This window comes from Streptomyces sp. NPDC014733 (genome assembly GCF_043083385.1).
GTDB lineage: Bacteria > Actinomycetota > Actinomycetes > Streptomycetales > Streptomycetaceae > Streptomyces.
Genome location: NZ_JBIBYO010000022.1, coordinates 43,419 through 61,781, shown reverse-complemented (window position 1 = coordinate 61,781; position 18,363 = coordinate 43,419). Strand labels below are relative to the sequence as shown.

18 protein-coding genes are annotated in these 18,363 nt (G+C 71.5%); 8 read left to right on the top strand and 10 right to left on the bottom strand.

The window, feature by feature from the left end:
- The first annotated feature begins 198 nt into the window (after positions 1-198).
- The 3 genes from ACF1BH_RS29890 (at position 199) to ACF1BH_RS29880 (ending at position 4,214) form a co-directional block, all read left to right on the top strand.
- A complete protein-coding gene (locus ACF1BH_RS29890; protein ID WP_391647534.1) occupies positions 199-1,386 on the top strand; it encodes an AAA family ATPase in 1,188 nt (395 codons plus the stop codon).
- A gap of 32 nt (positions 1,387-1,418) precedes the next feature.
- Entirely contained in the window at positions 1,419-3,035 is a 1,617-nt protein-coding gene (locus tag ACF1BH_RS29885) for a VWA domain-containing protein (RefSeq protein WP_391647533.1), read from the top strand.
- Positions 3,036-3,116: 81 nt separating this feature from the next.
- On the top strand, positions 3,117-4,214 hold the full coding sequence (locus tag ACF1BH_RS29880) for a DUF6744 family protein (RefSeq protein ID WP_391647532.1): 1,098 nt from the start codon (positions 3,117-3,119) through the stop codon (positions 4,212-4,214).
- 123 nt (positions 4,215-4,337) lie between these two features.
- Here ACF1BH_RS29880 and ACF1BH_RS29875 read toward each other — a convergent pair whose 3' ends face one another.
- Complete coding sequence (locus tag ACF1BH_RS29875; protein ID WP_391647531.1) at positions 4,338-4,514, bottom strand: hypothetical protein; 177 nt, start codon at positions 4,512-4,514, stop codon at positions 4,338-4,340.
- Positions 4,515-4,669: 155 nt separating this feature from the next.
- Here ACF1BH_RS29875 and ACF1BH_RS29870 point away from each other — a divergent pair, with 155 nt between their 5' ends.
- A complete protein-coding gene (locus tag ACF1BH_RS29870) occupies positions 4,670-4,903 on the top strand; it encodes a hypothetical protein (protein WP_391647530.1) in 234 nt (77 codons plus the stop codon).
- Between the two features lie 109 nt (positions 4,904-5,012).
- Here the strand turns inward: ACF1BH_RS29870 and ACF1BH_RS29865 are convergent, their stop codons facing one another.
- Positions 5,013-5,864, bottom strand: a complete 852-nt coding sequence (locus ACF1BH_RS29865; RefSeq protein WP_391647529.1) for a hypothetical protein — start codon at positions 5,862-5,864, stop codon at positions 5,013-5,015.
- A 611-nt stretch (positions 5,865-6,475) separates the two neighbouring features.
- Here ACF1BH_RS29865 and ACF1BH_RS29860 point away from each other — a divergent pair.
- Complete coding sequence (locus ACF1BH_RS29860; RefSeq protein ID WP_391647528.1) at positions 6,476-6,886, top strand: hypothetical protein; 411 nt, start codon at positions 6,476-6,478, stop codon at positions 6,884-6,886.
- A 76-nt stretch (positions 6,887-6,962) separates the two neighbouring features.
- Here ACF1BH_RS29860 and ACF1BH_RS29855 read toward each other — a convergent pair whose 3' ends face one another.
- Genes ACF1BH_RS29855 through ACF1BH_RS29845 form a run of 3 tightly spaced genes read right to left on the bottom strand, consistent with a single transcriptional unit; the run spans position 6,963 to position 9,162 of the window.
- Positions 6,963-7,142 carry a hypothetical protein gene (locus ACF1BH_RS29855; RefSeq protein ID WP_391647527.1) on the bottom strand — a complete coding sequence of 60 codons (180 nt, stop codon included), beginning with the start codon at positions 7,140-7,142 and terminating at the stop codon, positions 6,963-6,965.
- A 38-nt stretch (positions 7,143-7,180) separates the two neighbouring features.
- Positions 7,181-8,299 carry a tyrosine-type recombinase/integrase gene (locus ACF1BH_RS29850; RefSeq protein ID WP_391647526.1) on the bottom strand — a complete coding sequence of 373 codons (1,119 nt, stop codon included), beginning with the start codon at positions 8,297-8,299 and terminating at the stop codon, positions 7,181-7,183.
- Positions 8,296-9,162 carry a helix-turn-helix domain-containing protein gene (locus tag ACF1BH_RS29845; protein WP_391647525.1) on the bottom strand — a complete coding sequence of 289 codons (867 nt, stop codon included), beginning with the start codon at positions 9,160-9,162 and terminating at the stop codon, positions 8,296-8,298. The genes ACF1BH_RS29850 and ACF1BH_RS29845 overlap by 4 nt, the downstream gene beginning before the upstream one ends.
- Positions 9,163-9,273: 111 nt before the next feature.
- Between ACF1BH_RS29845 and ACF1BH_RS29840 the strand changes: the two genes are divergently transcribed.
- From ACF1BH_RS29840 to ACF1BH_RS29830, 3 genes are all read left to right on the top strand, one after another.
- Positions 9,274-9,648 carry a hypothetical protein gene (locus ACF1BH_RS29840; RefSeq protein ID WP_391647524.1) on the top strand — a complete coding sequence of 125 codons (375 nt, stop codon included), beginning with the start codon at positions 9,274-9,276 and terminating at the stop codon, positions 9,646-9,648.
- Positions 9,649-9,954: 306 nt separating this feature from the next.
- Entirely contained in the window at positions 9,955-11,331 is a 1,377-nt protein-coding gene (locus ACF1BH_RS29835; protein WP_391647523.1) for a hypothetical protein, read from the top strand.
- Entirely contained in the window at positions 11,328-11,822 is a 495-nt protein-coding gene (locus ACF1BH_RS29830; RefSeq protein ID WP_391647522.1) for a hypothetical protein, read from the top strand. The genes ACF1BH_RS29835 and ACF1BH_RS29830 overlap by 4 nt, the downstream gene beginning before the upstream one ends.
- A 783-nt stretch (positions 11,823-12,605) precedes the next feature.
- Here ACF1BH_RS29830 and ACF1BH_RS29825 read toward each other — a convergent pair.
- The 5 genes from ACF1BH_RS29825 to ACF1BH_RS29805 form a co-directional block, all read right to left on the bottom strand.
- The gene (locus ACF1BH_RS29825; RefSeq protein WP_391647520.1) at positions 12,606-13,826 is read right to left on the bottom strand and encodes a zeta toxin family protein; all 1,221 of its coding nucleotides are present in this window, start codon (positions 13,824-13,826) and stop codon (positions 12,606-12,608) included.
- A 19-nt stretch (positions 13,827-13,845) separates the two neighbouring features.
- Positions 13,846-14,343 (bottom strand): hypothetical protein, encoded by a 498-nt coding sequence (locus ACF1BH_RS29820; protein ID WP_391647519.1) that lies wholly within the window; start codon positions 14,341-14,343, stop codon positions 13,846-13,848.
- Positions 14,344-14,456: 113 nt separating this feature from the next.
- Positions 14,457-15,038, bottom strand: a complete 582-nt coding sequence (locus ACF1BH_RS29815; RefSeq protein WP_391647518.1) for a hypothetical protein — start codon at positions 15,036-15,038, stop codon at positions 14,457-14,459.
- On the bottom strand, positions 15,035-16,816 hold the full coding sequence (locus tag ACF1BH_RS29810) for a type IV secretory system conjugative DNA transfer family protein (protein ID WP_391647517.1): 1,782 nt from the start codon (positions 16,814-16,816) through the stop codon (positions 15,035-15,037). Before ACF1BH_RS29810 ends, ACF1BH_RS29815 begins: the two co-directional genes overlap by 4 nt.
- Positions 16,813-18,354 (bottom strand): ATP/GTP-binding protein, encoded by a 1,542-nt coding sequence (locus tag ACF1BH_RS29805; RefSeq protein ID WP_391647516.1) that lies wholly within the window; start codon positions 18,352-18,354, stop codon positions 16,813-16,815. The genes ACF1BH_RS29810 and ACF1BH_RS29805 overlap by 4 nt, the downstream gene beginning before the upstream one ends.
- Between the last annotated feature and the right edge of the window lie 9 nt (positions 18,355-18,363).

Sequence of the window (18,363 nt, the reverse complement as noted above, 5' to 3'; positions counted from 1 at the left end):
GGCCCGCGCCGATGGCGCGGGCCTTCCGGTTTGGAGAGGGAACCCGAGGGTCAGACACTCCCTTTGGTGGCACCGCGATGCGAACAGGCTCCACCCCGTTCCCTCAAAAGGAGTGAGGCGGAAACGTCCGTTTTTGCTACACCTTCGATACGGTGAGGCTCTTGCCCGGGAGGCCGGGGAGCGGCGAGTGAGGAGTTGGTGGCGGTGGACACGGCGGGTCAGTTGCGTGCGGTGACGGGGGAGTTGTCGGACCGGTTTTTCGAGCGGGATGACGTGGTGCGGGCGTTGGTGGTGGCGATGCTGGCGGGTCAGCATTCGCTGGTGCTGGGGCCGCCGGGGACGGCGAAGTCGGAGTTGGCGCGGGAGCTGACGGGCCGTATCGAGGGTGCGGAGCTGTGGGAGATCCTGCTGTCGAAGTTCACGTCGCCGACGCGGATGTTCGGGCCCATCGACGTCGGTGCGCTGAGCCAGGGCGAGTACCGGCAGGTGTACGACGGGCGGGCCACCACGGCGCACATCGCGTTCATGGACGAGATCTTCAAGTGCTCCACGGCGGCGCTGAACGAGACACTGGCATTCCTCAATGAGCGGATCTATCACCCGGAGAACGGCGGTGCCCCGGTCCGGTGCCCGCTGATCAGCGCGATCACGGCGTCGAACGAGCTACCCGTCGGCGAGGAGTCGGCGGCCATCTACGACCGGCTGCTGGTGCGGATCGAGGTGGGCTACCTCGCCGACCCGAGCAACTTCGCGGCCCTGATCCGGTCTGCCGTCACCGAGCAGAAGGCGCCGGCCCGGACCACGGTGACGCTGGAGCAGCTGCAGAGCGCGGTGACCAAGGAGGTCCCCGCGGTCGAGGTGCCTGACCTGGTCGTGGACGCGGTCTGTACGTTGCGGGCCGCGCTGCGTCGGCAGGAACTGGTCTCCTCCGACCGCCGTTGGCGCCAGGCGGTGCGGTTGTTGCAGGCGTCCGCGTACCTCGACGGCCGCGATGCGGTCGGCGAGAGCGACCTGACGGTACTGACCCACGTGCTGTGGGACTCCCCTATCCAGCGCCCGGTCGTCGAGCGGGAAGTGCTGCAGATGGTCAACCCGGACGCGCGCGAGGCCCTCGACCTGGCCGACGCCATCGAGGAGCTGGAGGCGCAGCTGGACGCGAAGGTCGGACAGTCGAGGGAGGCGCTGAACGACTGGGCGATCAAGGAGGCCAACGGCAAGCTCGCGCGGGCCGGGAAGAAGCTGGCGAAGCTGCGCAAGGAGGCGGAAGGCAGCGGGCGGTCGGCCACCTCGATCGACCGGGTCATCGCGCGGCAGCGCGCCGTCCACGCCCGGGTGCTGACCGAGGCGCTCGGAGTCGACGCCTCGATGGTTCAGACCCAGCTCTGACAAGTCCGCCGGAAAGGGAGAGGGGACATGGGATGAAGAAGGCTCTGGCCACCGTGAAGGACCTGGCCAAGAGGGCAGGGAAGTGGCTGGGCCTGGCCCAGTCCCCGCCCCCGCCGGGCGCCACCGGGGCGGTCGTCGCGGACCGCTTCGATGCGATGTCCTGGCAGGAGGTGCACGAGCAGGCGGACGCGCTGCGCGACCTGGCGGAGGAGCTGAACGAGCGCCACGACTACACCGACGACCTGCTGCGCGACACCTTCCTCGCCGCCTACAAGGTCACCCCCCAGCTGCGCGGGCGCGAGGAGATGGACTCCTCCCGGGTGCCCAACCACCAGATCGTCGCGGCGATGATGGGCGCCCCCGAGTTCGAGGACCTGCACCGCGAGACCGCCGGCGACCCCTACGCCGCGGCGATGGCCGTCCTGTCCCAGGCCGAGGCCCTGCGCCGGATGCTGGAGGAGACCCGTACCGCGCGCGACCAGGCCCAGCAGGCGAAGGACGCCGAGGACGCGGCCCAGGAGGCAGCCGGCGCCCTCGCCCAGGCGATGCAGCAGGCGACCGCGGCCGCCGACGAGGACGGCACCGTGCCCGAGGAAGAAGCCGCCGCCGTACGGCAGGCCGCGGACCGGGCCGACACCGCCGGCCAGGACGCCGAGGACACGGCCCGCCGCGCGGCGGGGGCCCTCGCCCAGCACGCTCCCGGCACCCGCATGGCGGTGCGCCGCGCCCTGGAGAGGGCGACGGAAGAGGCCCGCGAGGAGGCCGCCTTGATGCGGGCCTGGGGCGTAGGACCTGGGCAGCTGGAGCGCATGCCGTACGACGAGCGCGCCGAGCTGGCCCAGCGGCTGCGCTCCGGCAGGATCGGCCAGTTCGCGGACCTCATCGGCCGGTTCCGGCAGATGGCCGTTGGCGAGCGCGACCGCCGCACGGAGAACGCCCCGGGCGAACTGGTCGGCATCACGCTCGGGGACGACCTCACCCGGGTCATCCCCTCTGAACTTGCCCACCTCGGGATGCCCGCCCTGCGCGCGGTGTTCGCCGCCCGGTACTCCGAGGCGCAGCTGATGCTCTACGACAGCCGGGGCGAGCAGTACACCGGACAGGGCGCGATCATCGCCTGCATCGACACCTCAGCCTCCATGACGATCCCCCTCGAAGGCGGGGGCACCGGAGAGGCATGGGCCAAGGCGTGCGCGCTCGCCCTGCTCGACCAGGCCCGCGCCGCCCGCCGGGACTTCGTCGGCATCCTCTTCTCCTCCAAGGACGAGGTCAGCGTGCATCCGTTCCCCGCCTCCCGGCCCGTCGACATCGAGGATGTCCTCGACTTCGCCGAGAGGTGCTTCGGCGGCGGCACCGACTTCCAGGCCCCGCTCACCGCGGCGGTCGATCTGCTCGACGTCGAGTTCAACGCCGACGGCCGGCCGCGCGGCGACATCGTCCTGATCACCGATGGCGAGTGCCAGGTCGCCGAGGACTGGATGCGCACCTGGAACGACGCCAAGCACCGGCTCGGCTTCCGCTGCTTCGGCATCGCCCTCGACGCGCCCACCGAGCCCGGTACGGTCCTCGACGCCCTGTGCGACAACCTCCGCACCCTCGACGACCTCACCGACACCCGCCAGGCCGCGGACCTCTTCCGCAGCATCTGACGCCCCGGCCCCGGCCTCGGCCCTTCCCAGGCCGGGTAATCCCGCAGATTCTAAAACGGCCGTTTTAGCTAAGGAGTGTTCATGTCCAGCCCTTCTGCCCCCGGGCCCCAGCCCCCCGCCGCCGCACCGACGGGCGCCTCCGTCGGGACCGGCGACGTCCTCTTCGACGCCTACACCGAGGCGATGGACACCGGCGATACGCCGCTGCTCGGCCACCTCGTCCTCTACAGCATCTTCGACGGCGACGTCACCCGCGACGACCTCGAAAAGGCGTTCCGCGAGCTGGGCCTGGAGGAGGATCTGCTACCCCCGCCGCTGCGGGAGGTCGACGCGTTCGAGCGGGTCACCGGCCCAGACGGGGTGCGGGTCAGCTACCCGCTGGACGACCCGCGCGCCACCGGCCCCGCCAGCCGCCACGGCCGCCGCCGCGGCCGCCAGCCGGTCGACGCCGCCACCTTGATGATCCGGCCCGTACGCCGCGACGGCGAGCAGATCATCCGCCACGTAGTACGGGAGGTCCGCGACGAGAAGGCCAGCAGCCTGACCTACGACACCCGCCTGGCCACCTGTACGTTCCGCCGGGCCAGCAGCGCGGGCAGCCCCGAAGGCGCCGGCACCTTGGACATCAGCCCGAACAACGCGGCCATCGCGCGCCTCCCCGAGGCCGAGCAGGAAACCGTCCGGGAGATGCTCGACGCCGTCGGCGACACCTTCCGCCGCCGCTGCACCTTCCTCACCAGCGACAAACTCCGCTCCGTCCTACGCCGGTACGTCGAGTACCTCGACGGGATCAAGGTGCGGCCGACCGGCGGCGTCTACTTCGTCCACCGTCGCCACGCCGAAACCCTCCGAGCCCTGCGGGACCTGGTCGGGCGGTTCGGTCAGGGCTCCCACTTCGTCCGGGTTCCCCTCCCCGACCAGGAGGAGATGCGCGAGATGATCGTCGCCGCCTTCACCACCCGCGCGAAGGACGACCTCGCCCAGCTTGCCCAGGACATCGCCGCCGCCCAGCGCAGCGGCAAGACCGAGGATGCCATGACGCTCCACCAGCGCTTCCGCGCCCTGGAGCAGACGACCGCGGAGCACTCCGAACTCCTCTCCTCCTCCCTCGACGACACCCACGCCGCCCTCGACCTGGTCAAACTGCAGCTTGGCGGCCTGCTCGCTGCCGCCGCGTGATGCGGGTGAGAGCCCGAAGCTGAGCCCCGTCCGCGGTCTGCGGACGGGGCTCAGCTGCTGAGGCAAGGGGCTGTGGACCCTGCCGGAGAAGGGCGGCGGCGAGCAGGCCGCCGACGGCCTGTCTCAGAGTGAAGTCTGCTGCTTCCGGCCCTGCGCCTCACGGACCTCCGCGAGGCAGTCCTGGCAGAGGGGGTTTCCTCCCGCACCGTACCGCTGGCAGGGGTTCTGGCAGCGCGCGCAGCGGCCGACCTGGTCGGAGCGGCAGGCGAGCACGGCGGCGCGTGAGGCGGGGGTGGACATCGGCGGATCCTCTCTCGCGATCGTTCGCACCGGGGGCATCCCCCAGGCAGAAAATCGCCCATACGTCCGATTCTAGCGGGCGAGGCATCCCGGACGGCGTAGGTGCGGCGGCGGTGCGACGGCGGTGCGACGGCACCGGTCCCGATGCTGGATGTGTGCCGGTGCCCGCCCCGCTGACTGTGCACCGCCTCGCCGGTTCTGGCGGGCGGCGCGTCACCGCGCGCGCTGGCGGGCAATCGCGGATTCTCGGTATCGCCTACAACGACCGTGACCTGATCGAATTCGCCCGCCGGGTCGGGATCAACCCTGATGCCGCCCAGCTGCTTCTCGACGACGCGGATTGGGTCGCGTGGGAAGGGGAGGGCCCCCATGTGTGGGACCCCTCCTGACGACCTCCGGGCGCCGGCCTCAAGCAGCGGCGCGCAAAAACGTCCGTTTCCTTGCTGCGTTCGTCCGCGAAACGCGGACGAACGCGGTCTCGCGACTGCCCGGCGCCAGTCAGCGGTGCGTCCGCTCCTGCAGGTCGGTGATCGCGTCGAGGAGGTCGGGGTGGCCATCTAGGTCGAGGTGGCGAGGGTCGGCTGCGTGCAGGGCCAGCCCGAGCATTCGGTGGGCTAGGTCCGCGGCCCGCTGCTCGTGGTGCCGGGCGTCGAGGCCGGTCAGCGTCGCCGTCTCCGTCTCCGTACGGAACCGCTCCTCCTCGGCGACGGCGGCACGTAGGGCCCGCGGCCATGCCACCGGCACCGCGGACGGCTTCGCGTCGTAGGTCTGGAGGGTCCGCAGGGACTTCGCTGCGGCCGAGCGGTCCGCCCGGTCCTGCAGATCGGGGAGGGCGGCGAGCTGGGCGGCGACGCGGCGGATCCGTACGCGGTGCTCCAGGGCCCAGGCCCGCTCCGCCCGGCGGCTGCGCTGCTCCCGCACAGCCTCTACCCGGTCGGCCTGGGTCTGCGGCGCACTGCCGTCAGGGCGCAAGTACGCCTGGGAGCGCTGCAGATACCGGCGCTCGGCGGCCTGGCGCCCGCTCAGCTCCTGCCACTCGGCGACCTGTGCCCAGGTGATCCGTCGGCTCCGGGCCAGCGCAGTCAGCTCGACCTCGTCGCGGTCCAACTTCTCCCGCAGCATTCTGATCGTCAGGAGGGCGGCCAGCACCTCGGCGTCGGAGGCATCAGGTTCCCGCCGCCCCGCGGCACGTCGGAGCACGCGGTCGTAGCTAACGGCGATGTCGCCCAGCTCTCCCGGCGACGCGTCGTCGAGCCGGGGCCGTCGCGGCGCGCCCGCGGCGCCGCTCAGCACCGACCAGGCCCGGGTCCGTCGGTGCAGCTGCTCAGGGGTGGGCACCGTCGTCTTCATGGCGACACCTCATGTCGTCCGCCAGACGACGAATTCGGAGCAGACGACGCTGTGACGCCCGGGGCGGTGGCCGACGGCAGGAGGCCGGGGCGGGTGGGGTGCTTGCGCCGCCAGGCCGCGCGCGCCGCACCCGCTCCCATCGAGGTGAGAGCAACCAGCACGGCCGCTATGTATTGGACACTGATGTCGTGGAAGAAGGTCGAGGGCATATGAGGTGACGCGCACGTCAGCGTGCGCTGCTCCTTCGGGCACGGGAGGTTCACGACCGCGCCACCTCGCCTGCGGGTGTGAACCCCCTGGTGGCGCGGGCGGCCGCAGCCGCCTGGCTCAGGAGTCTGCCGTCCGCGCCACCCCGGTCGGCGGGATTCCGGCGCTCCCTCGGAAACCGCCACGGTGCGCCACCCCGAACCTGCGGGGCATATGCCACGTCTGGGAAGGAATCGCCAGAGGGGAATGTCGTCATCCGGCTGCGCCGGTCGAGCCGTTGGCCTCTGACGTGGCGCTCAGCCGGGTCGTCCCCTGCGGCGTGTCCGGGATGCCGTGCAGCGGATGCGACGTACCTGCGACATAAGGGTGCTTTCATGTCGGAACCCCCTTACCTCGGAGGACCCATGGACGAGTTGACCGCCATGCGCTGCACCCGCAACTTGCTGGAGGTGCTGGAGCCGCAGGAACGTGACGCCGCCGTCGACTGGCTGGACGCGATGCTCGGCGACGGAGACCTGTCGGAGGTGCATCTCGCGACGGCGACCGCCATCCTGACCGACCGGCATCTCCCCTATGGCCTCATGGCGCGCCGGACCGCGTACCAGATGCTGGCGATGTTCAACCCCATCGCCCGGCGCCGGGCGATGGAGTGGCTGCGGCCGGCGCTCTCGGTCACCACGGGGCGAGGGCCCGGCGTCCGGCCGAAGGGCCCGCTCCCTGACGGAAGGCGCGCCCCCGCCCGCGACTTCCTGTGCGTCTGCCGCCGCCGGTGCCGCTGGGACGGATGTACCGCTTCGTCCCGGACAATCTCCTGATATGCGAGATAGAGACAGCACAGCACACCGCCGCGTGGTCGACCTCGCGCGTGGCCTGCGAGACAGCCGCGTGCACTCAAGCCGGTTCGACATGGTGGAAGAGCTGGAGCGCCTCACGCCGCTGGTCGACGTTACGGACCTCGTCGAGGCGCTTCTCGATTCCCTTCTGCTCGTCATCGGCGAAGCCGCCGCGGAGTCCGGGCGGGACGCGGAGGATTACCTCCTGACGGTGGAACTGGAGCGGACCGACCGACACGGATGAGTGGCCCAGGGGACGACCAGGCTGAGGCGATGTCAGCTCGCGTCCGAGACGCCGCCGGTCTCCAGAGCCCCGGCGAGGTCGGCGCCGAGGCCGTATCCGGGGCTGTCGTCGAGGAGTTCTTTGCGCCGGTTGTAGCGCTGGGTGGTACGGGAGTCCTTGTGGTCGGCCCAGCGCTGGACCTTGTCGGGGCGGGCGTTGGGCTTCTCCAGAGCGTGGGTGACGGCGTCGCCCTTGACGCCGTGCGCGCCGCGGGGTGTCAGCCCGGCGCGTTTGGCCAGGGAGTGCAGCAGCCGCCACACGGCCGGCTCGTCGAGCCGGCCGCCGGACGCGGTCTGGAACAGCCAACCGTCCGTGCGGCCGGCGAGGTAGGTCTGCAGGGCGTCCCAGGCCACCGGCGGGATGGGCTTCTTCTTCCGCCCGCCGCCCTTCATCTTCTCCAGGAGCAGCACGTGGTGGCCCTTGTCGTACCCGAGGTCCTCGACGCGGGCGTTGAGCAGGGAGTCGATGCGCAGGCAGAGGGTGTAGAGCATGAGCAGCAGGGCGTAGGCGCGGGCGCGGTACGCGGCGGCCCGGTGGTGGTCGCGGGCGGTGCGCAGCAGGGTGTGCCACTCCTGCTCGGTGTAACCGGGGGTGGGTGAGTAGTCCGGGTCGATGTAGGGGCGTTGCACCGCGTCGAAGGGGTTCTTCACCCCGTCGTCGCTGACCTTGTCGAGGTAGCCGAAGAAGGAGCTGGCCGCTGACAGGGCGTTCGCCCGGGACGCCTCGGAGTACGGCTTTCCGGTGCGGGTCATCTCGCCGGGGCGGCCGCCCTTGACCCGCACCCAGGTGGGGGCCGTCTCCAGGTGCAGGCGGAAGGTGTCGGCGAGGCCGAACTTCACCGCCATCGGGTGCGCGCCGTGTTCCCGGGCGAACTCCTCGAACACCTTGAAGCCCCGGGCGTACGACTTCTGTGTGTTGGCGGAGCGCTGGTGGGCGATCCATCCGCCGGCGAGCGTGGGCAGCGCGTCGTCCGCGCCGTACAGGCCGACGAGGTGGTCGTACAGCTTCCGGGCGTGCTCGGGCCACAGGTCCCGGGGGTCGCGGTGGACCGTGGCCAGGGTGCCGCGCGCGTCGCGGGGGGCGAGGGCGTCTCCCGTCGGGACTGGCCTCATGCTCCCGCCGTCCCGCCCGGAGCGGGGCCGTCGGAGAGGTGGTCCGGGTCGGTCTGCTCCAGTAGGGCCGCCAGGTTCATCACCTGAGCGGCGACCAGCGGGTCGGTCTTCAGCTGCCCGTGGGCGATCAGGTTTCTCACCAGGCGGAGGTTGCGCTCGAACTCGGCGAACGTCTCCTCCGGTCCCGGCTCGGCGGGGGGCGGTTCGGCCTGGGCGTTGGCGAGAGCCCGCCGGACGCCTCCTTCGAGAGGGCGGCGGGCTCGCCGGCGTACCGGGTACGTGCGGCGGACGAATTTGTACACGTCCGCGAACTGCCCGTTCCTCCCGTACTCGCTGGGCGGTAGGAAGTCCAGCAGGGTGCTGGCGACCCCCAGGGTGTGGCCCGGGGGCGGCAGAGTCGTCCTGCGATGGCGATGGGCCTCTACGTAAGCCAGCAAGACGCGGTGGACGGTGCTCCTCGGGATGCCGGACCGTTCCGAGACCATCCGGACTGACGGGTATCCCGCGGCGGCATACAGCTCATGGAACCGGCCGGACACGGCCATGTTCGCGATCCGGGCGTCGATGGGCCAGGGCTGCGGTACCAGTTGCGAGGCGTCCTGGGCGTCACGCAATCGCTTGCGCCAGGCGTGGAATTCGTCCGCCGGGACCGCGCACGCCTTGAGGAAGGCGAACAGCACCTCCTCCGTGGGGGCCTGCCGGCCGGATGCCGCCCGCGAGAGGGAGGCGGGGCTGAGACGGGATCGCTCGCCCATGGCGTGGTAGCTGAGTTGTGCGGCGGCCTTCAGGTCCCGTAGCCCCTGGGCGAGTTCCCGGAGCGGCTGCGGGGCGTCCTCGGGCAAGGGCGTTTCGGGGCGGGCCATCAGCGCTGACCTCCTTCATTGTCGCGTTGTTTCATTATTGCGTAGAGTTTGGGACAGCGTGAGAATCCGGGGGTGCGCTGTCCCCGCAGGTATGCCCTCGAAGGGGAATTGATGTCTCTACTCCAGGTCCAGGTGCTGGGGTTCGTCCTGGTCGTCGCCTTCATCGCCGCGTTCACCGGACACCGGCTGGCCGTCGCCGACGGCGCCGCGGCCGGGACGGCATGGGGCTGGGCCGGGCTCAGCGCGGCGGCTGCCGTCGTCGACCTGGGCATCGTGTACAGCGCGTTGGAGCTGTCCAAGGGCTCGCCCAGTCCCGCCCGGATCGGCGCGACGCTCCTCGGTGTGCTGTGCGCGGTCGCCGTCGCCGTCGTTGCGTACGGCCTCGCCGGCACCACCGCCAGCCGCGGCTGCCGGTGGTGCATCACGGCAACCGCCTTCAGCGTCGCCATGAGCGTCTTCGCCGTAATGCTCAACCTTGTGGGCTGACCGACCCGCACCCCACGTCCGGCCCGATGCCGGGCGGAGCGAGCGCTCCGCCCGGCATCGCCGTGTCCGGAGACGGATGTGCCGGGCCGGGGCGCGGCGAGCGCCGTCCGGGGCGAATGTGCGACCTTCGAACCCGGCAAGGCGAACAATTCACCTGATTCCATCACATCCTGATCCCGAGACAGCATGGGCACAGGATAACCGTAATTATCCTGTGCGTTCGTTCCGGCCGCTCGGATGGATGAACCTCGACCTGATTGTCAAGGAAACCCTGACAGTGCCATCCGTCAGGACTATCTTGACGACATGGAAGAAGCGAACGAACCCGCCGAGCGCGAGCAGCCCCCGGCCCTCGCCCCGGCCGACGAGGCGATGCTCGCCCGCGCGCAGATCCTGCGCGAGATCACCGACGCCGCCCTGCGCGACATCGCCGGGCCCTACCCGGCCAACGATTCCGGCCGCGTACTGCGCGACGCCCTCTACATCCAGGGCCTCGCCGACAAGCTGGTCGACCAGGCCGTCATCGCCGAACGCGAACGCCGCGCCAACTGGACCGACATCGGCCACGCCGCCAGCAGCTCCCGCCAGGCCGCCCATGAACGGTGGAACGCGAAGGTGGGCGCATGGGTCCTCATGGAGCGCCGGCGCACGGGCATCGGCCGCGGTCCGGCCGACCCCGCCGCCCACGCCCGCCACCTCGACGAGTGGTACGAGGACCTGATCGGCGAACCGCGGGCTGTCAGCACTCTGCTGACATCCCTGGAAGACGAGGCCGCCCGCGCCGAGGGCAACGCCCGCCGCACCGAGGCCCGCCAACTGCACGACCGGGCCGAGGCACTGCGCACGGAGATCGACGCCGCGTACAACGCGGCGATGGCCGCCATCGGCACCCCGGCCGCCGAGGAGAAGAAGGAGGTGTGGGCCGCCAAGCACCACGCCCGCTCCGACGTCTACGAGCGGCTCGCCGTCGTCGAAGAACCCGTCGCCCCCGAGCACCGCCGCCGCGCGGCCGCCCAGCGCAAGCTCGCGCAGGACATCACTCGGGACCGCGCCCCCGCGAACCTGCCGGCGGACGACGGGACCCGCCAGCAGATCCGCGCCGCCTACCTCGACCTCACCGACGCCGAGCGCCACGGCTCCAAGCGCGCAGTGGCCGCCCTGCTCGCCGAACGCCTCGACGGGGTCGACCCCGACAGCATCCGCAAGCAGCTCGACGCCGTGATCGAAGCGGAGCGAGCGTCCTTCCTCCTCGACATCGCCGCCTGCGCCGACCCGGACACCGCCCAGTCGACGGCGACCTCCCTGCTGCAGGGCTACGCACCGAACACCGACTTCCGGCAGAGCACGAGCCACCGGCTCCTGTCCCGCTACCTGATGGCCGCCGCCCTGGACGGCGCCGACGCGAACACGCTCCACACCTGGTTCACCCACCCCGACGACCGGCGCCCCATCGAGCTGCTGCGCTCCGGGCCCGTACCGGAATGGGCTGACGAGTACGAGGAGACCCTCTCCTCCACCCTCAAGACCCACGGCAACGCGCTGACCGTCCTGCAGTCCGTTCTGCAGGCGCACGTCCCCTCAGGTCACGAGGAACGCCCGATGACCGAGCCCATCCAGGCCCAGCTGGCCGCGGAGCGCAAGAGCACCGACGACATCACCGAGGAAGCGAGCACCGAGCGATGAGCACACCCGAGTACGAGCACTGGCAGAACCTGACCGTCCGCCGCCCCGACGACGTCCGCACCGTACAAGGTGGCCCCGTCCCGCTGCCGTGGCAGATGGAAAAGCAGGTCCTGCACAACGACCGGCTGACCAACAACGTGCTGCCCGCCGACTTCCCGCACCAGGTCGAGCGCGGCGACGCCGGCGACGCCCTGACCTGCCTGGCTCTACGTGAGTCGATCCGCCGCGACATCGAACGCGGTACCGGCAGCCGGATCCACGAGGCCGTCGAACTCGGCGCCACCTGGAACGAGGTTGCCGCCGCCCTCGACATCACCCCGGACGATGCCCGCGACCTCCTGCGCCGGTGGGCCGAAGGTCAGCACCACCTGTTTCGCCACGACGTCGAACGCGCCCGGGACAACCCCTTCGGCCTCGGCCCCGACCAGCATGCCGCCGTCCTCGCCCTCGCCGAACTGGGCAACGACGAGCGAGCCACGGAGGGACGCTGATGTCCGCTGACGAACCGCCGCTGCCCCGCATCGGCCGACCCGCCAACGGCAACCGCACCTTCCACGGCCCTGTCACGACCGAGACCCACGAGGGCGGGGTCGCCGTCATCACCTTCACCGGCGCGGAGGAGAGCGATGTCCTGCACGCCGCCGGCGCCTGGATGAACGAACACAGCAGCGTCCTGCTCATCAGCGTCAACTGGTACGGCGACTTCCTCTCCCCCTACGACGAGGTTGACGACGTCCCCGGCCCGCCCCGCCACCGCCTGGACCTCACCGTCGACCGGACCGGCGAACGCTGGCCAAACTGGTCGAGGGCCCCGGCGAGATGCTTCGCCGGGGTCCTTCGGCGTTCAGGATCACGTGGCGTGGGCGCAGGTGGCGCGCGGGCGGCGGCAGGCGTAGACCGGAGATATGGCAGGCGCGCGACGAACCTGTGCGATGTGCCACGAGCCGCTGCCCTCCGGCGCGGCACCGCGGCGCCGCTACTGCTCAACCGCGTGCAAGTCGGCCTGGTTCCGGCAGTACCGCCGCAACGCCCGCGCGCTGGACCTCATGGCCGCCCACACGAGGGGTCAGGGGCCCACCTGCCCCACGTGCGGACACCGCCTCGCCCCGGGCTACTTCACCCGCTCTGACCAGACTTTTTGTTCTGGCCGCTGCCGGACCGCGGCGTGGCGTGAAGCCCGTCGGGCGCGCCATGCGGAGGTGGTCGTGTGACGGCTACGCGATCCGGTCGGCCACCCCGCGCCGGGTGGCCTTCGCCCCCGCAGAGGGGCGGCTTCAGCGTTCCGGCCCGCGATCCCGGTCTCTGGCCCGGCGCTGCTCGTCCCGTTCGCGGGTCGGTTCAGCCCGGTCACGGCTGGCCGGTCGTTCAGGGTTGCTCCGGGACGGGCGAGGGGCCTGCGGGCTGTTCGATGACGGGAGCGGCTGTCGGCCGGCCATCCGGGCGCGGAGCTGGTCGAGCTTGTGCTGGACGCCGGGGCTGCGGCCGTCCTCCCCGCGCTCCGGCCGAGCCTGTTCGCGGTCGTCCTGCGCCGGGGCATCGCGCTGCTGCGGGACGCTCCGGGGTTGCTCGGCCTCGTACGTGCGGTGCGTGATCTGACCGGACCCGTCCCGCTGCCAGCTCTCGGTGTGCTGAGGCGCCGCCGTCATGTGCGGGGTGACGTAGCGGTCGAGGCCACGGACAGCTTCGTGCCGTTCGATGAGGGCCTCGGCGTTGTCGGCGCACACCGTACGCTCCGGCCCGTTGGCGTACATCGGGTCGAGGACCTCGCCGGGCACCCAGCGGCCGCCCAGTTCGCCGGAGACGTCCTGGCCCAGTTCGGCGCGGGCCTCGATCTGCTCGTAGGGGCCCTGCCAGCGGCCGACGACCCGCTCCCGCGCGACGTGTTCGGGGGCTTCCACATCCACGACGTGGATCTGGTAGCCCTGCTGTTGCAGGGTCTCCGCCAGGCGGTGCGCCTTCTCGCCGTTGGCGAGCGTCCCGTCGATGACGACGTTCTCGCCGTCGGCTATCGCCTGCCCCTGGGCCTGCTTGGACAGCAGGGACGACTCCTCGTGCACCAGGGCGGCGAGTTCGCGCGGGTAGAACCGCTCCCCCGGTTCGCCCATGCCCTCCGGTACCAGTTGGGCGTAGGAGCCGTCGCGCATCGCCTGCTGCAGGAGGCGGTCCTTCATCTCGTCCGGGTCGATCTGCCGCCATGGCTCAGGGCTCAGGCGTTGGCACACGTCCGGTAGGACGGAGGACTTGCCGGCGCCCGAGGGCCCGGCGGTGATGACTGCGATCCGGTCGCGGCCGGGTTCGGGCGTCTCGGCCTGCCAGGCGTTGAGGAGTTCGCGGTGCGTACGTGTCCGGGCGGCCGTGGGCTGGGGCCGGCCGTCGATGTGGACGAACCACTGCGGGTTGCGGATCGTCGCCGTGGGCGCGTCGAGGTCCAGCCGACCGTCGCGGCCGGCCTCTTCCAGGGCGCGGCGGTGCGCGGCTACCTTCTCCGGGTCCAACGGGCTTCTCTCCCTGTTGTTACTGCTGCGCGGCGCGGCGGCGCAGGATTTCGTCGTACGTATCGTCGTCGATGAACCCTTGGACCAGGGCGTCGTGCACCTCGTCGAACGACCCGGGCGTCGTCGTGGCGGCCGCGTCGTCGTGCAGCCCGTCGGTGAAGGCGCCGGCCGATGCGTAGGGCCAGGTGGTCAGCTCCTCGACGAGGGTGGTGCGGTCGATCTCGTCGGCGGCGTAGCGCATGGCGACGTGGAGCGGGCTGCGGCCGGCCCGCCCCTCGGGAAGGGCCGGCAGGTCCCGGGCCTCGGTGACCAGGGTGCCGACGGCGACGTGGGAGAGCCCCATCTCGCGGCCGATGTCGCGGTGGGTGACGCCGGGGGCGTCGGCCGCTGCGAGGGCGGCAAGGGCGGTGCGCTCGTGGGCGAGCGCGGCGCGGGCCTTGTTGGCGGCGCGTACGGCGAGTTCGGCGGCGCGGGCGTCCCGGGCGGCTGCAAGCGTCTGTTCGGTGGTCGGTGTCACGACTCCCCCTCTTGGTAACCTTCACTTACCAGCTTGGTAAGTGAAGGTTACCGCATCGGATTCGAGGGCGGTACCACGGGGCGCGTACTCCGCTCCCTCCCGTCGGCCCGGTCTCAAGGCCCCTGCTCGTCCAGGGGGTCGGACGGTGCTGGCAGCGTGCTCCGGTCGGTGGCCGGCACCGGCTTCGGGGCGGCGTGAGTGCCGTTGAAGCAGGCGCGGGTGATGCTGCTGCAGGCCCGGCGCAGGGTGTCCTCCCGGTACCGGTCGTGCCAGTACACCGCGGCGTCGCCGGTGCCGTCCGTCTTCATGTCGGTGAGCATCGCGGCCTTCCACGCCGCGTGGAGTCCGTGCAGCTCCTCGGCGGCGCCCTTGTGCCGGGGCCAGCACGGCGGGAGCCGGTGCTCGCCGCTGACCTCGTAGTGGCCCTGGTACCAGTCGACCCAGTCCGCCAGGTCCGCCCACTGCTCCGGCGTGGCCCGCTCCACCCAGCCGGCGGGCTGAGGCGGCTCCTCCTCGCCGGCACCTTCCTCTTCCCCGGCGGCCAGGTCGACGACTTCCTGCAGCTGCTCGCGCAGCGCACCGACCGCCTTCTCCAGGCGGCCGGTGCGCTCCATGCCGTCATCGGCCACCGCCGAGACGAGCATGACGAGTTCGTCGAGCTGGTCCTCCAGCCCCTCCAGCGTCAGACGGCTCACGACTTCTCCAGCGAGACGGCGCCATCACCGTCGGGGGCGTCGGCGGGGGCCGGTTCGCCGTACAGCCGCTTGCTGTCCGCGACCAGCTGCGCCAGCTCGCTCTCCCAGTACGGCTCGGCCTCGATCATCATCGGGGCGACACCCTGCATTATCACGACCATGCGCCGCGGCGCGAGACGGCCCAGCTCCGACACCGGCAAGATCGCCTTCTCCCGCGTGCCCTCGGACAACTGCTGCACGCCGACGAGGGAGCGACTGTCGTTGGAGCGGGTGACCTGCGGGGCGTCCCACTCCCCGACCAGATCGCTGACCCGCTTGAGCAGAACGGAGGTGTCGGACAAGCCGCCCCCGTACGTCTTGCAGGCCGCGGCGTCCCACAGGGTCTCCATCCCGTGTTCGCCGAACGCCTCGACGCCCTGGCCCCAGGTCTGCAGCCACGCCAGGACAACGATGCCCTTGCTGCGGTAGTACGTGTAGAGGTCCGGGAGCTGGCGCCACCGCACCGTGTTGGCGACCTCGTCGAGCGGGGCGACGAGCGGCGGGTTGAGGCGGCTGCCCGGTGCCCGGTCGGCGGCGCGGTCCGCGGTGGTCAGGACGGCGGCCGACAGCGCGGTCGTCAGCGGGGCCGCGGAACCAGCGCCCTTGCGGGAGAGCAGATACAGCGTGTCGGTGGAGGCGACGAAGTCCTCGGGGCGGAACTCCGGCCGCGTCGCCAGCTGGTCGTCGGGGCAGGTCACCCACCGGGTGATGTCCGGGTTGGTCAGCCACCCCACGAACACCTCCGCCGTCGCGAACACGCTCTCACGGGTCTTCTCGGGCAGCCGACGCATGCCCTGCAGGCCCACCGCGGCGACCGTCGCGCCGTGCGCACGCAGGATGTCGTCGGGGTCGGTGTTCTGCGAGTCCGTCAGCCACTCGTAGACGACGGTGACCTGCCGGCCATCCAGCGCGGCCGCCAGCAGGCACCACGCCAGGACGCTCTTGCCCTTCGGATCGAAGAAGCCATCCGCGCGGGCGCGCTGCTCGGCATCGGAGTTGGCATCGGCGAGGACGCCCATCAGCTCCTCGGCATCCGACAACTTCCGGATCTGCCGCAAGGGGTTCCACCACCACGAGGGCGGCTCCCCGACGATCTCCTGCGGGTCGAAGACCCACGTCTCGCCCTTGTAGGAGCGGCCGAGGCGGGTGAGCTTGACGACGTCGTCCTTGTTGGTCGAGGCCATGCACGGCCCGGGGGCCCGCAGGATCGCCGGCACCACCTGGGCGACCGACTTGTGACGGCCGGGACCGGCGATCGTCAGGTGCAAGAACTCCCACGGCGCGAAGACCCGCTGGCCGGTCGTCACCGAGCGGCCGACGCAGATCCCGGGCGCGGCCCCGTCGATCTGCAGCCGCTGCGCGGTGCGCTCGACCTCCGCCCGCAGCGCGACGTGGTCACGGCGCGTGGACATCCGGCGCGCGGCATCGTCGGTGACCTGGGTGGACACGCCCGCCCGCCACCGGCGCCGTACGGCGCGGATGACGACGGCGCCGACCGCCACCGCGACGGCGCCCTCGATGAGCGCGAAGACGGTGGCCGCGCCGGTCCACTGCCACTCGCCGGTCGCCAGGCCCAGCAGCGGCGTGAACGGCGCGGTGATCTCCCATACGCCGGTGGCCCACCACTGGGCGGCGGTCAGGGCGAGGTAGACCGCCGCGACCAGGAGGAGGACGCAGCCGGCCGCGACCGCCGCGGCGATCTGGCCCGGGGCCAGCCGCTCACCGCCGCCGCGCCTCACCGCTCCGCCTTGGTCAGCTCGGTGCCGCCGGTCTCGTCGGCGATACGGTTGGCCCACTTCTGGTTGGTGTCGTTGAGCTGGATCTCCGCCGGCGTCAGCGCCGTCTGCACCGGGATGCCGGCGTTCGCACCCGCCTTGACGAGGAACTTGCCCCGGCCTGGCGGCGGCATCTCCTGGCCGGTGCGGATGTCGATGCTCGGGGGGATCGACCACTCGACGATCAGCTCGCGCTCGCGTGAGGACAGCGGGACGATGCCGCCCAAGGCGTCCATCTCCGCGCGCGGCAGCCCGCCGAGGAACACCATCCCGGACCGCTCGACGAAGCCCTTCGCTTTGCTCCGGTCCTCGGGGTTGGGCAGGGAGAGCAGGTCATCGGTGGAGTGCGTGGTCATCGACTGCCCGATGCCGATCTGCCGGTTCAGGCGCGTCAGCTCGTCGACCCGGTCCACCAGGCCCACACCGGCGCGCAGGATCCGCCACAGTTCATCCAGGACGAGGAAGAAATTCCTCCTCGGGGCGAGGCCGGCCTCGGTGAGCCGGTCGTGCGCCTCGATCGTGGCGAACGCCTCGGCCCAGCACGTCAGCAGGACCGCACCCTCCAGCGTCTTCTCGGAGGCGGGGATCGCGGACAGGTCGATCGACACCGGCCGGTCCAGCGACAGCCGGTGCGACGTCTGCCGGTTGAAAGTTCCGGCGAGCGTGCCCTCGACCAGCGACATCAAAGATTTCAGCAACGGCTTCACCGCCGCCCGGTACTGGCCTTCGTCGTCGGCCAGGACCATGGCCCGCAGTCCGTCGGGCCCGGTCTTGAGGAGTTCGACCAGGTCGCCGAGGAGCGCTGGCCGTCCCAGGTCGACGTCGTCGAGCAGCTCGATCGCCTTGCCCAGGAGGGCTTCCTCGTCACCGCTGATCGGGGATTTGCGGACGATGGAGACCAGCGCCGCCACCATCGTCGAGCGCCTGCCGGTGGCCTCGTCCAGCAGGCGGCGGCGGGCGGTGCCGGTCAGCCGGGCCGCGGCCGCGCCCATCTCGCCCAGGTCGAGGGGATTGAGCGAGCCCATGCCGCGCCCGAGCTGGATGACCTGCCCGCCCAGGGCGCGGATCAGGTCGGTGTACTCGCCCTTGGTGTCGCCGGGCACCAGCGAGACCGTGCCGCGGAAATCCAGCCCCACGATCATGCGGCGGTTGATGGTGCTCTTACCCAAACCTGGTTTGGCCAGGGTGAACATGGACGGGTTGGCGATCAGCCCGGCCCGCTCGAACCAGGCGATCGGGTCGCAGCACAGCGTTGCGCCGGTCACCAGGTTGCGGCCGAGCGGCACCCCCATCATGGGAGTGCCGGCGCCGACCGTGAACGGCCACAGCCCGCACACCTGCTTGGACGTGCCGCGGTATTCGGTCGGCAGGTCCAGGTACGAGGTCCGCCCGCCGTTCGGGCCGCGTAGCCCGCGGGCGCCGATCCGCGCTGGCAGGCCCCACGTACGGCCGCGCACCGCCAGCCCGGCCTCCTCCTCGGTCTTCTTCGTACGCCGAGCCACGGCGCACCC

Coding starts and splice junctions, on each gene's coding strand:
- ACF1BH_RS29885 (WP_391647533.1), top strand. CDS start 1,419: ATGAAGAAGGCTCTGGCCACCGTGAAGGACCTGGCCAAGAGGGCAGGG.
- ACF1BH_RS29880 (WP_391647532.1), top strand. CDS start 3,117: ATGTCCAGCCCTTCTGCCCCCGGGCCCCAGCCCCCCGCCGCCGCACCG.
- ACF1BH_RS29875 (WP_391647531.1), bottom strand. CDS start 4,514: ATGTCCACCCCCGCCTCACGCGCCGCCGTGCTCGCCTGCCGCTCCGAC.
- ACF1BH_RS29865 (WP_391647529.1), bottom strand. CDS start 5,864: ATGAAGACGACGGTGCCCACCCCTGAGCAGCTGCACCGACGGACCCGG.
- ACF1BH_RS29860 (WP_391647528.1), top strand. CDS start 6,476: ATGGACGAGTTGACCGCCATGCGCTGCACCCGCAACTTGCTGGAGGTG.
- ACF1BH_RS29850 (WP_391647526.1), bottom strand. CDS start 8,299: ATGAGGCCAGTCCCGACGGGAGACGCCCTCGCCCCCCGCGACGCGCGC.
- ACF1BH_RS29845 (WP_391647525.1), bottom strand. CDS start 9,162: ATGGCCCGCCCCGAAACGCCCTTGCCCGAGGACGCCCCGCAGCCGCTC.
- ACF1BH_RS29840 (WP_391647524.1), top strand. CDS start 9,274: ATGTCTCTACTCCAGGTCCAGGTGCTGGGGTTCGTCCTGGTCGTCGCC.
- ACF1BH_RS29835 (WP_391647523.1), top strand. CDS start 9,955: ATGGAAGAAGCGAACGAACCCGCCGAGCGCGAGCAGCCCCCGGCCCTC.
- ACF1BH_RS29830 (WP_391647522.1), top strand. CDS start 11,328: ATGAGCACACCCGAGTACGAGCACTGGCAGAACCTGACCGTCCGCCGC.